General features: G+C 63.8%; 12 protein-coding genes. 3 read left to right on the forward strand and 9 right to left on the reverse strand.

Annotation, left to right across the window (positions count from 1 at the left end; translation table 11 throughout):
• Positions 1-35 precede the first annotated feature (35 nt).
• The 8 genes from NVS32_RS02245 to tatA form a co-directional block, all read right to left on the reverse strand.
• On the reverse strand, positions 36-986 hold the full coding sequence (locus NVS32_RS02245) for a hypothetical protein (protein ID WP_258498480.1): 951 nt from the start codon (positions 984-986) through the stop codon (positions 36-38).
• Positions 987-1,462: 476 nt separating this feature from the next.
• Positions 1,463-1,948, reverse strand: a complete 486-nt coding sequence (ispF, locus tag NVS32_RS02250) for a 2-C-methyl-D-erythritol 2,4-cyclodiphosphate synthase (RefSeq protein ID WP_258498481.1) — start codon at positions 1,946-1,948, stop codon at positions 1,463-1,465.
• 154 nt (positions 1,949-2,102) lie between these two features.
• Positions 2,103-2,867 carry a 2-C-methyl-D-erythritol 4-phosphate cytidylyltransferase gene (gene ispD / locus NVS32_RS02255; protein WP_258498482.1) on the reverse strand — a complete coding sequence of 255 codons (765 nt, stop codon included), beginning with the start codon at positions 2,865-2,867 and terminating at the stop codon, positions 2,103-2,105.
• A complete protein-coding gene (gene disA / locus NVS32_RS02260; RefSeq protein ID WP_258498483.1) occupies positions 2,864-3,940 on the reverse strand; it encodes a DNA integrity scanning diadenylate cyclase DisA in 1,077 nt (358 codons plus the stop codon). Before disA ends, ispD begins: the two co-directional genes overlap by 4 nt.
• A gap of 105 nt (positions 3,941-4,045) precedes the next feature.
• Positions 4,046-6,643: an ATP-dependent Clp protease ATP-binding subunit gene (locus NVS32_RS02265; protein WP_258498484.1), complete on the reverse strand. Its 2,598-nt coding sequence runs from the start codon at positions 6,641-6,643 to the stop codon at positions 4,046-4,048.
• Between the two features lie 148 nt (positions 6,644-6,791).
• Entirely contained in the window at positions 6,792-9,032 is a 2,241-nt protein-coding gene (gene lysS / locus NVS32_RS02270; RefSeq protein ID WP_258498485.1) for a lysine--tRNA ligase, read from the reverse strand.
• 206 nt (positions 9,033-9,238) lie between these two features.
• The gene (greA, locus tag NVS32_RS02275) at positions 9,239-9,718 is read right to left on the reverse strand and encodes a transcription elongation factor GreA (RefSeq protein ID WP_258498486.1); all 480 of its coding nucleotides are present in this window, start codon (positions 9,716-9,718) and stop codon (positions 9,239-9,241) included.
• A 51-nt stretch (positions 9,719-9,769) separates the two neighbouring features.
• Complete coding sequence (tatA, locus tag NVS32_RS02280) at positions 9,770-10,111, reverse strand: twin-arginine translocase TatA/TatE family subunit (RefSeq protein ID WP_258498487.1); 342 nt, start codon at positions 10,109-10,111, stop codon at positions 9,770-9,772.
• Between the two features lie 167 nt (positions 10,112-10,278).
• Between tatA and NVS32_RS02285 the strand changes: the two genes are divergently transcribed.
• The 3 genes from NVS32_RS02285 to NVS32_RS02295 all read left to right on the forward strand — a co-directional run bounded on the left by NVS32_RS02285 (position 10,279) and on the right by NVS32_RS02295 (position 13,245).
• On the forward strand, positions 10,279-11,094 hold the full coding sequence (locus NVS32_RS02285) for a spermidine synthase (protein WP_258498488.1): 816 nt from the start codon (positions 10,279-10,281) through the stop codon (positions 11,092-11,094).
• Positions 11,095-11,232: 138 nt separating this feature from the next.
• Positions 11,233-12,540, forward strand: a complete 1,308-nt coding sequence (locus NVS32_RS02290) for an alpha-amylase family glycosyl hydrolase (RefSeq protein ID WP_032110568.1) — start codon at positions 11,233-11,235, stop codon at positions 12,538-12,540.
• Positions 12,541-12,633: 93 nt separating this feature from the next.
• Positions 12,634-13,245: an NUDIX domain-containing protein gene (locus NVS32_RS02295; protein ID WP_032110569.1), complete on the forward strand. Its 612-nt coding sequence runs from the start codon at positions 12,634-12,636 to the stop codon at positions 13,243-13,245.
• A 23-nt stretch (positions 13,246-13,268) separates the two neighbouring features.
• On the opposite strand, the gene NVS32_RS02300 is transcribed toward NVS32_RS02295, so the two are convergent.
• Positions 13,269-14,093, reverse strand: coding sequence for a Cof-type HAD-IIB family hydrolase (locus tag NVS32_RS02300; protein WP_032110570.1), 825 nt, complete (start codon positions 14,091-14,093; stop codon positions 13,269-13,271).
• Positions 14,094-14,281 lie beyond the last annotated feature (188 nt).

The following is a 14,281-nucleotide window of genomic DNA, read 5'->3' on the forward strand; positions in this document are numbered from 1 at the left end:
GCAGCACGCCAAGGAACGGCTGGAGAGGGAGACTCCTAGGAAGCCAGGCCGAGCACCCCCGCGCAGTACGTAGCCATGACGCCCTGGCCCGCGGCCGTCGACGCGTCGACGGTGCCCGTGCAGCGCCCCACCAGCGCCTCGGTACCATCGAGCACCGTAAAGCTGGCGGTTGCGGTTCCGCTGTAGTCCCCTGCGCCGGTAACGACGGCAAGCGCGTCCCCCACGGAATCGTTGGCCACGTAGCTCACCGTGAAGTCCGCGCCCTCGACGAGAGTCGTGCCATCAAGGGTCACCGCCACCCGGGGCGTCGCGGCCCGTCCTGCATACACCGCGTCCCCGACCGTTACCGTTGCGTTCTGGAGCGAGGTGGGGCCGGGCGCTGACACCGGACTCGTCACGTACCAGTAGGCGTTTGCGTTGGAGACGCGCACGCTCACGCACTCTTCGAGCGATGAGGTGGCGCCTGTAAGCGAGTCGTGAGCAATGAGGGTGCCGGCCTCCTCGTCGTAACCCAAAAGCGTGACGGCGTGCGGGTTTCCGGCGCTCGTGTACAGCACGATGCCTGCGGGGTTCTCGCCAAGCAGGGCGAGAAGCTCTTTGGCCCTCTCCTCCACTGTCGACCCCGTGATGTAGCCGTGCGCCACGGTGTACGTGGCGCTTTGCGTACTCACCGAGAAGCCGAAGGGCAGGCCGCCGGAAGACGGGATGGACGAAGTGGTAATCGAGCTCCAGTCCTGGTCGCCGTTGAGAAGTGCCGCCCTGCGAAGCATGTTGGTGGCGGCGTAGATGGTGCATCGCCCGGTGCTGCCAGGCTCGTTCACAAAGACGTCGTCTGCCAGGGTCTCTTCCAGCGTGGCGGCATGCGCCCTGGACGTGCCCAGCGAGAGGGCAAGTGCGAGTCCCGCGACGAGGGCAATGCATGCGAAGAGCACGCGAGTACCGCGAGATGCGTAAGCAGCAGGAAGCTTGCCTGCAGTGATGGACATATGCGATTCCTTCCCGGCCGCGCGGGTTGGGGCAATGTCGTTCTTTCGAGGTGCGGTAGTGCCTAAAACGTGATGTGGCGCGTGGTGCGATGGTGCAGTGATTCAAGTGCGTGGTACATCGTGCGCGGCCTGTCCAGATACGCGCGGGTTGCGAGACGGACGCCCCACCGCGCGTACGCGAGACAGAGTAACCCCACATGGGCTTGGCACACGAAGTTTGCGCAGACTCTTCGGTAGACCTGCACCTCGCGCCCACCAAATGAGTACAGACCAGAATGGTGTCTATGGGAGTTGACGCAACGTGACGGGCGTCATGGTATGGCGCGTGCAGCGAGCGGCATCGTTGTTACCGGCCCGCCACGCAACCCAGAGGGCCATCTGGGCAAACGTGCCACACGGCCAACGCGCCGGTAACAAGGGCGGAATCGAGAGGCTCAGCCATACGAGGGGCATCGCCATACCCTCTCCGAGAAGGGCTATTGGCCGCTATCTTTGTCGAGAAGCACCACAGACCAGGCGGCTATGCCCTCCTCGCGTCCCACGAAGCCAAGGTGCTCCGTTGTGGTTGCCTTGACACCCACCTGTGACACGTCGACACCCATGGCCTGCGCCATTGTCTGGCGCATCTGCTCGCGGTAGGGCGCGAGCTTTGGCGCCTGGGCAGCAACGGTGCAGTCCGCATCGATAAGCGAGAAGCCCTGCTCGCGGGCAAGTCCCATCACGCGCGAGAGCAGGACCATGGAGTCCGCCCCCTCGTAGGCTGGGTCGGTATCGGGGAAAAGCTGGCCGATGTCACCGGCCCGCATGGCACCCAGGATGGCGTCCATGAGGGCATGTGCCAGAACGTCCGCATCGGAGTGCCCCGCCAGGCCTCGCTCGCTGGGCACGGTGACACCGCCAAGCACAAGGGGGCGTCCCTCTGTGAAGGCGTGAACGTCGAAGCCATGTCCAATGCGAGTCATGTCCGCCCACCTCCGGGGCATGCGCCTGGCTACCTGTCTGTGCAGTGGTCCTTTGCAGAGTGAATCATAAGCATTTTATACGCGAGAGCCGCAGAAACGGGCCCCTGGGCATCACCACAACGCCGAAGGGCGCCACGCGACAAGAAGGTCAGCGTTACATCAGCAGTCGCTGCTCGAGCGCCGTGCAGGCAATTGCCAGGTCCTCTGGCACCGTGACCTTGATGTTGTCGCGCGGGGAGTCATAGCAGCGCACCTTGCCGCCGTGGCGCTCCACGAGGGAGGCGTCGTCGGTTCCCTGGTAGCCCTCCCAGGCGGCGGACTTGTACGCCGAGGTGAGCGCGCGGGTACGGAACACCTGCGGCGTCTGGGCCGCCCAGTAGAACGAGCGGTCTGGCGTGGCAATGATCACGCCGTCCTCGACCAGCTTGAGCGTATCCACCGAGCGCGTGGCGCAGATGACGCCCGCAAGCTTGGGGTCTTCTCGCACGCAAGCAATGACGCCCTCGATGACCTCGGTCTCGATGAGGGGGCGCGCTGCGTCGTGAACGGCTACGAAGTCGTAACCGCGCGGCATGGCGGCAAGTCCGTGCGCAACGGACTGTTGGCGCGTGTCTCCCGAGGGGGCAAGCGTGACGGGCGTGAGCAGAGTTACACGCGAGAGAACCTCGTCGTTCACCGTGTCAACGCGATCCGGTGCGCACACCACCACGATGTGACCAATCGAGGGCGCATGGTCAAAGGCGAGCAGCGGCCAGCACATGAGCGGCAGTCCGCAGAGGTCCACGAACTGCTTGCCACGCGGGTCGCCAAAGCGCTCGCCCGTGCCACCGGCAACGATAATCGCCACGGTATCGGGCTTGTTGCCCTCCTTGCCCACGCGTGCGGCGTCGGCGCAGGCACATGTCTCGGAGGCGCTCATTCGCTCTGCCCCCACATGCGGTGCAGGCTGTTGGCCAGAGCATCCGGGTTCTTGACGCCAATCTCGCCCAGCTTGGAGGAGTCATCCTCGGCGGCCTCCAGAATCTCCTGGAGCGAGCCGTACTCGTCCACAATCTTGTCGGCCATGCCTTCGCGCACCACGGAGACGCGCGAGAGGGTACGCAAGCCGAGCGGCGTCATGATGGTGTCCTCGCCGTAGTCATCGTAGCCCAGGATGCGCGCAACCACCTTGGGCGAGCGCAGCTGCGGGTTAGCCATCTCGTGGAACTGCTTGCGGATGGCACGCGCGTGCTCCTCGGAGGAGTCCTTGGCGTAGTCGCGGATCATGAGGTTGTAGGCTTCGTCCATGTCGCCCAGGAACTCCTCGCGCTGCATCTCGGTGATGCGACCGGAGGTGCCGAGCTGGACAATGCAGCGGTCGAGCTCGTCACCTGCGGACATGAGCACTTCAAACAGGTAGAAGATGTTCGTGATGTCACCAAGCGTGACGAAGTTGTCGAGCTCGAGGCTCGTGAGGTGCTGCAGGCTGCGATCGAGCTGCGAGCGGGTGTTCTGCATGGCCGCGGCGAGCTGATTCACCGTAGACATAATCTCGGCGACGGGACGCAGTTGGAAGCCATGGCCGTCCACATAGACGTTGACCACGGAACGACGCTCGGAGACCGAAATGACCATGGCCTTTGTGAGCAGGCTCATGCGCGCCGCCGTGCGGTGGCGCGTGCCTGTCTCGGTGGTGGGCAGCGACGGATCGGGGTTGAGGTGGTAGTTGGCGCGCAGGATCTTGGTGAGATCCTTGTCGACGATGACCGCGCCGTCCATCTTGCAGAGCTCGAAGAGACGATTTGCGGTGAACGAGACGTCCATGGCAAAACCATCATCCCCGGCAGCAAGCACGTTCTGGGTGTCGCCGACGCAGATAAGGGCACCCAGGTGACCGGCAATTATCATGTCGAGGGCCACGCGAAGCGCAGTTCCCGGCGCCGTCATCTTGATTGCACCATCGATGCGCTGCTGGGTTGTGAGGGTCCCTTTGTCTAGCTCGGCAGGATCCATGGCGCCTCCTTGTACAAGCCGGCCCGCACGAGGCGGGCCGGTAGATTCTCAAGCCTAGAAGCAGTATATGACGAGCGGGGGCGCTTGATTGACTGCGCCTTGGGCCTACGCGCCAGATGCGGCAAGCCCACCCTCCTGCGGCGACAGCTGAGCGCCAGTGTCGGTCGACCAGCGGTCGCGCGCGGAGGGAAGCTCCATGTGCTCGTGCTTGCGCGGAGCGGGAATCTCACCCGTTCCCTTCGAGAAGACCAGTTCGTCGCCGTTGGCGTCAACCTCGATGATGTCGCCGCGCTGCCACTTGCCCTCCAGCAGCTCCTCGGAGAGCGGGTCCTCGATGAGCGTCTGGATGGCGCGGCGCAGCGGGCGCGCGCCGTAGATCGGGTCGGTCCCCCGCTTGGCCACGAGGTCACGGGCGGCGTCGGTGAGGTTGATCGACATGCCGTTGGCGATGAGGCGATCGCGAAGGTCGGAGACCATGAGCTCGACGATGCCGCGCAGCTGCTCGCCCGAGAGCGACTTGAAGACCACGATCTCGTCCACGCGGTTCAAGAACTCGGGACGGAAGAGCTTCTTGAGCTCGGAGGTCACGCGGCTCGTGATCTCCTTGTCCGAGAGGCCCGAGGCGCCGGATGCCGAGAAGCCCATCGTGGTGGTCTGCGCGATGTCGCGCGCGCCGATGTTGGAGGTCATGATGATGACCGTGTTGGAGAAGTCGACGTGACGACCCTGTCCGTCCGTGAGCCTGCCCTCGTCAAGAATCTGGAGCAGTACGTTGAAGACGTCCGGGTGGGCCTTCTCGATCTCGTCGAAGAGGACCACCGAGTACGGGCGCCTGCGCACGGCCTTGGTGAGCTCGCCGCCCTCGTCGTAGCCCACGTATCCCGGAGGGGCGCCAACGAGCTTGGATACGGTGTGCTTCTCCATGAACTCGGACATGTCGAAGGTGATGAGAGCCTCTTCAGAGCCAAAGAGGAACTCGGCCAGCGCCTTGGCGAGCTCGGTCTTGCCCACGCCCGAGGGGCCGAGGAAGATGAACGAGCCACCGGGGCGGCGCGGGTCCTTGAGCGGCGAGCGGCTGCGCCTGATGGCGCGGGCGACCTTGGTCACAGCCTCATCCTGGCCAATGACGCGCTGGTGGAGAACTTCCTCGCAGCGCAGCAGCTTGGAGGCCTCTGCCTCGGTGAGGTTGGAGACGGGCACGCCGGTGATGCTCGAGACCACGTCGGCGATGTCGTTCTCGTCCACGGTCACCACGTTCTGGGCGAGCTTCTCGCGCCAAGCGCTCTCGAGCTCGTCGCGCTTGCTCACGAGCTCCTTCTCCTGGTCGCGCAGACGTGCGGCGTCCTCGAACTCCTGGGCTGCCGCGGCCTTGGACTTCTCGTCGCGAACGCGGGCAAGTTCGGCGTCCACCTTGGCAATCTCGGGGGGCAGCGTGGTCTTGTGGACACGTGTGCGCGCGCCCGCCTCGTCAATCACATCGATGGCCTTGTCAGGCAGGAAGCGGTCCTGGATGTAGCGGTCGGCCAGGGTAACGGCGGCCTTCAGGGCCTCCTCGGTGTAGTGGACGTGGTGGTGCTCCTCGTAGCGGCTCTGCAGGCCGTGCAGAATCTCGAGGGTGTCCTCGGGGCTGGGCTCGCCGATGTTGACCGGCTGGAACCTGCGCTCGAAGGCGGAGTCCTTCTCGATGTGCTTGCGGTACTCCTCGGCAGTGGTGGCGCCAATGACCTGGATCTCGCCGCGCGAGAGGGGCGGCTTCAGGATGGAGGCGGCGTCGATGGAGCCCTCGGCCGAGCCGGCGCCAATGATGGTGTGGATCTCATCGATGAAGAGGATGTCGTTGGGGTTGTCCTCGAGCTCGGCGACGACCTTCTTCATGCGCTCCTCGAACTCGCCACGGTACTTGGAGCCCGCCACGAGCGAAGCCACATCGAGCGTCCAGATCTGCTTGCCACGAAGGATGTCGGGCACGTTGCCGGCCGAGATGAGCTGTGCCAGCCCCTCTACGATGGCCGTCTTGCCAACGCCTGGGTCGCCCAGGATGAGCGGGTTGTTCTTCTGCCTGCGCGCAAGCACCTGCATGACGCGCTCGATCTCGCGGTCGCGGTCGAGCACCGGGTCGAGCTTGCCGGACTCGGCGAGCTTGGTGAGGTTGCGACCGTACTTCTCGAGCATGGAGCCATCGTCGGCAGACGGCTGGCCGCCCATGCCCATGAAGGCGCCGGGGTCCATGCGCACCTCGGCGGCGGACTGGCTCTCCTCCTCGGTGTTCTTTGAGACAAGCTCGTTCACCGCATTGCGAACCGCGTCCCCCGACACGCCCATGGCGCGCAGGGCATCCATGGCGCGGCCGTTGCCCTCGGACACGATGCCCAGAAGCAGGTGCTCGGTGGCAATATAGGTCTGGCCGTGCGTCATGGTCTCGCGATAGGCAGCCTCAAGCACGCGCTTGGTGCGCGGCGTGAAGGGAATGTGACCACCGGGAACGGGCTCGGTCTCGTCCTGGGAAAGCTGCTTTACCGTAGCGAGGGTCTCGTCGTACGTGACGTCAAGCTTGGTGAGCGCCTGGGCGGCAATGCCATCCCCCTCCTTGATGAGGGCCAGGAGCAGGTGCTCCGTGCCCACATACATCTGGCCGAGGCTTCTTGCCTCGTCCTGTGCCAGGCTCATAACCTTCCTGGCCCTGTCAGTGAATTTCTCGAACATGCGCTGACGTCTCCTCAATGCCATGCGGGTCGACAAGAAACGCGCGGGCCCGAAGGTCCGCGCGCAGGGTTGCGTGCCCCGCGCTGTCTGCTTGGGTCTCTGTTTACCCACGCGCGGGAGCGGGCAAACATGCGGACAAAACGTACGCTTATTGCTCGGGGTGGTTCTTGAGCCACTCCTCGCGGTCCGGCGCGATGGAGCGCATGGCCTCAATCATGCTTGCGAGCAGATCGTCGAGCTCCATATCGTTGAGCTCGGCACCGTGGCGGATAACGTCGCGGCTGCAACCGGCAGCAAAGTGCTTGTCCTTGAACTTCTTCTTGAGCGACTTGACCTCGAGGTCCATGACCGACTTGCTGGGACGCATGAGAATGGCCGCCTGGATGAGGCCGCTCAGCTCGTCAGCGGCATAGAGCACGCGCTCCATCTTGGCCTCGGGCTGGGGCAGCTCCGGGTTGTTGTCGGAGTTGTGCGTCTGGATGGCGTGCACCAGCTCGGGAGTGCCGCCCTCGGCCTCGATGAGTTCGCCCGCCTTAACCGTGTGCTGCACGGGATCTTGGAACTCCTCCCAGTCAAGATCGTGGAGAAGCCCAACCTGGCCCCAGAAGTCGACGTTTGCCGGGTCGTACTTCTCGGCGTAGTAGCGCATGAGGCCTTCGAGGGTCTCGGCGTGCTGGATGTGGAAGGGGTCCTTGTTATAGCGCTCGAGCAGGGCGAATGCCTGGTCGCGCGTGAGACCGGTGGAGAGGGCAGGCGCAGAGGCGTCGCGCGCGGCCTCGTTGGCGGCGCCGTTCTCGGCGTCGTCCGCGATCACGTCCACCGACGCGGCGGCGTTGTCGGTCTTCTCGGGAAGCTGCGAGGCGATGTCCGCACGGGTAACGACCTCGGGCTTCATCTGCGGGAAGAGCAGCACGTCACGGATGGCAGGCTGGTCGCAGAAGAGCATGATCATGCGGTCGATGCCGTAGCCGATGCCACCTGCGGGAGGCATGCCGTACTCGAGCGCGCGCACGTAGTCGTAGTCGTAGCCCATGGCCTCGTCGTCGCCCATGCCCTTGGCTGCGACCTGCTCGGCAAAGCGGCCGGCCTGGTCAACGGGGTCGTTGAGCTCGGAAAAGGCGTTGGCGTACTCGTGGCCGCAGATCACGAGCTCAAAGCGGTCCGTGAGACGCGGGTCGTCAGCCTTGCGCTTGGCAAGAGGGCTGACCTCCTCGGGGTAGTCGCACACGAACGTGGGGTCGACCAGCGTGGACTCGCCCAGCTCGTCGTAGAGCTCGAAGAGGAGCTTGCCGGCGCCCCACCCGTCCTCGGTCTCGATGCCGTTGGCGCGGCAGAGCTCGCGCAGGTGCTCGATGGGTGTGTCCATGTCCACGTGCTCGCCCACCACCTGCGACGCGACCTCGGAGAGGGGCACCGAGCGCCACGTGCCGCTCATGTCCACCTGCTGGCCCTGGTACGTGATGACCTCGTGACCCTCCTCGCAGCCGCAGACCTCGCGCGCGATGGCCTTGAACAGGCCCTCGGTGAGGCGCTTCATCCCGTCGAGATCTGAGTAGGCGCAGTAGGCCTCCATCGAGGTGAACTCAGGGTTGTGCGTGAGGTCCATGCCCTCGTTGCGGAACTGGCGGCCAATCTCAAAGACGCGCTCCATGCCGCCCACAATGAGGCGCTTGAGCGGCAGCTCGGTGGCAATGCGCAGGTAGAAGTCGCGGTCGAGCGCGTTGAAGTGCGTGACGAAGGGCCTTGCGTTGGCGCCGCCGAGGATGGCGTGCATCATGGGGGTCTCGACCTCCATGTAGCCGTCGGCCTCCATGTAACGGCGGATCAGGCTGATGATGGCGCTGCGCTTGCGGAACACGTCGCGGACCTCGGGGTTCATGATGAGGTCGACGTAGCGCTGGCGATAGCGGACCTCGCGGTCGGTGAGGCCGTGGAACTTCTCGGGCAGCGGTCGCAGCGACTTGGAGAGAAGCGCGAGCTTGGTGGGGGCGATGGAGAGCTGCCCGCGACGGGTGCGCAGCACGCGCCCAGTAGCATCGATGATGTCCCCGAGGTCAAGCTGGCGGAGAAGCCCCCAGCCCTCCTCGCCCAGGTCGTTCACGCGGCAGAAGAGCTGAATCTGGCCAGTGACGTCCTCGAGGACGATGAAGGCAACCTTGCCCTGGCGACGGAGCGCGCGGATGCGGCCGGCGACGGAGACCACGTCCTGGGTGTCCTCACCGTCGGAAAGGCTTGCGTAGTCCTTCTCGAGCTGCGCCGCGTGGGCCGTGACCTCACTCGCAATGGGATAGGGGTTCACGCCCGCATCGATGAGCGCTTGGCGGCGGGCACGGCGCTGGGCCCTCTCGTCATTCGTGTTGTTCTCGCCCGTCTTGGTCTGATCGGCCATTGCTGCTCCTCGTACTCGCGCGCGCCCATAGGCGCGCATGTTCTCTCCCATGCCTGGCCGGCCAGATGGGGCGGCCGCGGCGCAAACCATTGTACTGTAGCGTTTTGGCCGTTGCGTTGGCGCGGGATGAGACAAAGGGACTGTCCCTTTGTCTCATAAAAAGGCCCCTCCGGAGAGGGGCCAAGGTTGCGTGGTATGAGACCTGCCTAGCGCGTGATGTTCACGATTGTGTAGCTCTTGGTCTTGCCAGCGGGGGTGGTGAACTCAACCTGATCGCCCTTGCCGCAGCCGATGAGGGCCTGGCCGGCGGGGGACTCGTTTGAGATCTTGTGCTCGAGCGAGTTGGTCTCGGTGGTGCCCACGATGGTGAACTTGGTCTTCTTGCCACGATCGTCCTCGAGCTCGACGGTCGTACCAATAGAGACCCTGATGCCGCCGTGCTGGGCGTCAGCGACGACCCTTGCCACCGAGAGCGTCTGGCGAATCTCGGCAATCTTGGACTCGTTCTGGGACTGTTCCTCCTTGGCGGCATCGTACTCGGAGTTCTCCGAGAGGTCACCAAAGGAGCGGGCCTCCTTCAGGCGCTCGACAATCTCGTCGCGAAGCTCGCCCTCGCGGTACGCCAGCTCGTCGACAAGCTTCTGGCGACCTTCGGCGGTAAGAGTGATTTCCTTGCTGTTATCCATGACTCTGCTTTCCTCGTAGTGCGTGGGAGGTACGTGCCTTGGGCGCCTGGGTTACTCGCCCAGCTTGGCGCCACACTTCTTGCAGAAGGCAGCGTCGGCGGCGTTCTCGGTACCGCACTTGGGGCAGAACTGGACGTCCTCCTTGGCCTTCTCGGCAGGGGCGTCCTCGACGTCGGCATCATCCTCGTCGGCCACGACGTCCTCGGCCTCGTCGGCCTTAGGCTCCTCGACCTTCTTGGAGTCCTTCTCGTCGCCCTCCTCCATGCCCTCGCGCACGTTCTTGACGGTCTTACCAAGAGCGGAGCCAAGCTTGGGAAGGTTCTTGGGCCCAAAGATGATCAGCACAACGACAACGATGATGAGCAGCTCTGGAATGCCAAGTCCAAGAATCATGGTGAGGTCCTCCTAGATGTGGATGAATGGGGCGAGTACACGTCGCGTACTGCCGCATCCGCTAGTATAGCCGAGGATGTTTCCTACTCACAATAGAAACTGGGAGTTTGGGTATAGGCACCCGTGCTGTCCGCCCCCGCCGCAATCACACCTCGTTAGGAGCGCACATGCCAACCTGGCTCATCGTCATAATCGTTATCTCATGGATTCTCTTTGCGATTGTCCTTGCGCTTCCGTGGCTGCTCAAGCGCCGCGGCATCGAAATGCGTCGCACCAAGTTTGGTCCCGCGCTCATCTTTGAGGCAGCAGACGACGATGGTACGCCCGTGCGCCTGCTCAACGTGAATGGCACCTTCCAGAGCGTCTGCTATCTACCCGATGACCTGCACTTTGAGCTGGCGTGTGTCTACCATCGCACCATGGCCGAGGTCTGCTACGACCTGCCGGACGCCACGAGCGCACTGGTCATTGGCGGTGGCGGCTACTCCCTGCCCAAGTGGCTTGTTGCACACCGTCCCAAACTCCACGTCGATGCCGTGGAGATCGATCCGCGTGTCACGGTCATTGCCCGCGAGCGCTTCTTTCTCGACGACCTCATCGAGAAGTACGGCAAGGGCCGCATATCACTGGTGAACGATGATGGCTGGGACTACCTGCGCCGCGCCGAGAAGCCCTATGACGTCATTGTGAACGACGCGTTCTCGGGCAACCACCCGCTGGGACAGCTGGGGACCGGCGAGGGCGCGCGGCTCATCCGCGAGAAGCTCGCGCCGGGCGGGGTGTATCTTGCCAACTTGCGCTGTTCAACGCAGGGACGTCACGCGCGCATCCTCGAGGAAGTAGAGCAGGCCTTCTCGGCGCAGTTCGCGCACGTGGCCTACGTGCCTGAGTGGCCGGACAAGCCCGAGGAGCGCGGCAACAACGTGCTCATAGCCACAGATGCCACGCTGACACTTCCCGAGGACGCCGTTGTCGTGAAGTAGCCCCGCCGGGGCACCGCCCTTTTAGGTGCTACCGCTCCGTCATCATCATCTTGTTTAAACAAATATTGCGTCTCGCCACGCGATGGTCCACCATGTGCATCGACCGCACTACCCGGCTTCTGCCGAGAAGGGACACATATGGCACAGGACACCAGCACCTCCATCCGCAACCTCGTTATCTACTCTGTCTTCGTGCGCAACCACACGCCCGAGGGCACGTTTCGCGCCGTGATTCCCGACCTCCCGCGCATCCACGCGCTGGGAACCGACGTCGTGTGGCTCATGCCCATCCATCCCATTGGCGAGAAAAACCGCAAGGGAACGCTTGGCAGCCCCTATGCCAACCGCGATTACCGTACGGTCAACCCCGAGTACGGCACGATGAGCGACTTCCGCGCGCTGGTGGACGCCATCCACGCGGAGGGTATGAAGTGCATGATCGACGTGGTGTACAACCACACCTCCCCCGACTCCGTCCTCTTTGAGGAGCACCCAGAGTTCTTCTTCCGCAAGCCCAACGGCGAGCCGGGCAACCACGTGGGCGACTGGTCCGACGTCATCGACCTCGACTACAACGTCTCGGCACTCTGGGACTACCAGATCGAGACCCTGTGCCAGTGGGCACGCATCGTCGACGGCTTCCGCTGCGACGTTGCCTCCTTCGTGCCCGTGGAGTTCTGGAAGCGTGCCCGCGCTGAGGTTGCCAAGGTGCGTCCAGGCTGCCTGTGGCTGGCAGAGACGGTCCACCGCTCGTTTGGCGCCGCATGCCGCGCCGCGGGCATGACCTGCGCGCGCGATTCAGAGGCCTTCGAGGCCTTTGACATGGAGTACGAGTACGACATCCAAGAGGCCTTCGTGCGCTACCTCAAGGGAGAGATTCCCCTCTCGTGCTACCTCGACCTTCTCGACTTCCAGGAGAACATCTACCCACAGAACTACGACAAGCTGCGCTTTCTCGAGAACCACGACGTGCCGCGCATTGCCTCGCACGTAAAGAGCGAGTCTGACCTGCGCAACCACACGGCAATGCTCTACTTCAATAAGGGGACCACGCTCGTCTACGCGGGGCAGGAGGCTGCCTGCTCGCACCTGCCGAGCCTCTTTGACCGCGACACCGTTGACTGGAACACGGGGGTCGACCTCTCAGACCTCATGCGTCACATGGCCAAGATCAAGCACGAGGAGCTGGACGCGGACGACGCCCTCTTCGTGGCAGCAGATGACGAGAATGACATTGCCGTCCTGCGCCGCGAGCACGATGGAAGGCGCAAGGTTGGCGTCTTCTCGCTCAAGTCCCGCTCGGCCGAGGTGGAGGTGCCGCTTCCCGACGGCACGTACGAGAACCTCGTTGACGGCTCGTCGATCACCATGCGGGACGGGAAGCTCGCATGCGCCGGAACCCCCATTGTGCTTGCGGTGGATGTGGAGCGCGCTTGGGGCGTGTAAACGGCAGCGTATATCCGTGGTCGCGGTAGCATAGGGGCCGGACATCCCACTGCGGGTGCCCGGCCCCTATCGTAGAAAGGGAGCGCATTCGCCATGACCGAACCACTCAGGGACAAGAACGGCCTTACCGAGGAGGAGTTCCTAGCAGCCTACAGCCCCAAGGACTACCCGCGGCCCTCGCTCACGGCAGACAACTGCATCTTTCGCGTTGGTCCAGACGGCACCATCAAGCTGCTGCTCATTCGCCGCGGTGGCCACCCGTTCCTGGGGTGCTGGGCCCTTCCGGGTGGCTTTGTGAGCCCTGGGGAGACGGCGCTTGAGGCCTCGCGGCGAGAGCTCCTCGAGGAGACCGGCGTGGATGGCCTCGCGCTTGAGCCGGTGGGTCTCTACAGCACGCCCGGTCGAGACCCGCGCGGATGGACTGTCTCACAGGCGCACATGGCCGTTGACAACCATGGCGTAACCGCGCACGCCGGCGACGACGCTGCGGCTGCCGCCTGGTTCGACATTGACAGCACGGAGGAGGACGGCCGCACGCAGCTCACGCTTACCTCCGGCGACACTACACTGACCAGCAGTTTTTCCGTAGAGGCCGGCGCCGTTACGGGCATCCCGCGTTCAATCGGTATGCAGGGCGAGGGCCTCGCCTTTGATCACGCGCAGATTATCGCAGACGCCTGGCTGCTGCTGGCGCACAGGAAATGAGACAAAGGGACTGTCCCTTTGTCTCATTTCAGCAGGTAGTCGTAGACTGCCTCGGCGCAGCCGCCGTGGTTGTTGTCCGCAACCGTCACGTCCGAGGCGTCCACCGCGTCAGGCGAGGCGTTGCCCATAGCAATACCAAGGCCCGCGGCGCGCAGCATCTCAAGATCATTGCCGGAGTCCCCCACCGCGATACACCTCTCGATGGGAATGCCGAGAAGCCCGCAGAGGTCCTCGAGGGCGATGCCCTTACTCACGCCCTTGGGCGAGATCTCAAGCGAGTTTGCCTGGCTGAAGGCGGCCTCCACCGGGATGTGCTGCTCCCGAATGCGGGCAAGGACGTCGCACGCATCCTCGCCCACGACCGGATGCACGATGTACTTTGAGATTGCCGACGCGTGGTTGAGGACCCAGCCCTCGATATCGTCGACCCCGTGGCACACGCGCACGAACGTGTCGTGGAACTCCTGGAGCCCATAGCGATCGAGGTGATTGAAGCTATCTGCCTCGTCATACGCCTCCGTACCCGAGAAGATCTCGAGCATCACGTCCTTGCCCTTGTGCGTCTGGAGGAGCTGGGAAATCACTGCCGGATCAAAGGCGCGCTCGGCCAGCAGGCTGTCACGCCGCAGGTCAAGCAGGTGCGCGCCGCTGGTGCAGATGGCGTAGGAGACATCCGGGAGCAGCTCACGGTACGGCAGCATCATGCTGGGGCTGCGGCCAGTGGCAATGGCCACGACCTTACCGGCACTTGTCGCGGCACGAATGGCCTCGATTGTCGAGGGGAGCACGTGCTTCTCATCATCAAGAAGCGTACCGTCCATGTCAAAAGCTATGAGGTCAAAGGCCATGCTATCCCTTCCGTGAAATCCCCGCAGTCTTCTTGCGACCGCCGTCGAATGTACACCGGGATGGGCAGCCATCAGCCAATCTCCACCGCAGCTGTGCATACGCAAGCCCTACGACACCTCAAAATGTTAGAAACTACTAACAATATGCAATGTGAATCCAAGCCCCGGCGACGGCAGAACTCGAAAGG

This window comes from Tractidigestivibacter montrealensis (assembly GCF_024741235.1).
In the GTDB taxonomy this organism is placed as follows: domain Bacteria; phylum Actinomycetota; class Coriobacteriia; order Coriobacteriales; family Atopobiaceae; genus Tractidigestivibacter; species Tractidigestivibacter montrealensis.

Bases quoted from the DNA above. Each gene is read 5' to 3' on its own strand.
- NVS32_RS02245 (WP_258498480.1), bottom strand. From the start codon at position 986: ATGTCCATCACTGCAGGCAAGCTTCCTGCTGCTTACGCATCTCGCGGT.
- NVS32_RS02295 (WP_032110569.1), top strand. From the start codon at position 12,634: ATGACCGAACCACTCAGGGACAAGAACGGCCTTACCGAGGAGGAGTTC.
- tatA (WP_258498487.1), bottom strand. From the start codon at position 10,111: ATGATTCTTGGACTTGGCATTCCAGAGCTGCTCATCATCGTTGTCGTT.
- greA (WP_258498486.1), bottom strand. From the start codon at position 9,718: ATGGATAACAGCAAGGAAATCACTCTTACCGCCGAAGGTCGCCAGAAG.
- NVS32_RS02300 (WP_032110570.1), bottom strand. From the start codon at position 14,093: ATGGCCTTTGACCTCATAGCTTTTGACATGGACGGTACGCTTCTTGAT.
- disA (WP_258498483.1), bottom strand. From the start codon at position 3,940: ATGGATCCTGCCGAGCTAGACAAAGGGACCCTCACAACCCAGCAGCGC.
- NVS32_RS02285 (WP_258498488.1), top strand. From the start codon at position 10,279: ATGCCAACCTGGCTCATCGTCATAATCGTTATCTCATGGATTCTCTTT.
- ispD (WP_258498482.1), bottom strand. From the start codon at position 2,867: ATGAGCGCCTCCGAGACATGTGCCTGCGCCGACGCCGCACGCGTGGGC.
- NVS32_RS02265 (WP_258498484.1), bottom strand. From the start codon at position 6,643: ATGTTCGAGAAATTCACTGACAGGGCCAGGAAGGTTATGAGCCTGGCA.
- ispF (WP_258498481.1), bottom strand. From the start codon at position 1,948: ATGACTCGCATTGGACATGGCTTCGACGTTCACGCCTTCACAGAGGGA.
- NVS32_RS02290 (WP_032110568.1), top strand. From the start codon at position 11,233: ATGGCACAGGACACCAGCACCTCCATCCGCAACCTCGTTATCTACTCT.
- lysS (WP_258498485.1), bottom strand. From the start codon at position 9,032: ATGGCCGATCAGACCAAGACGGGCGAGAACAACACGAATGACGAGAGG.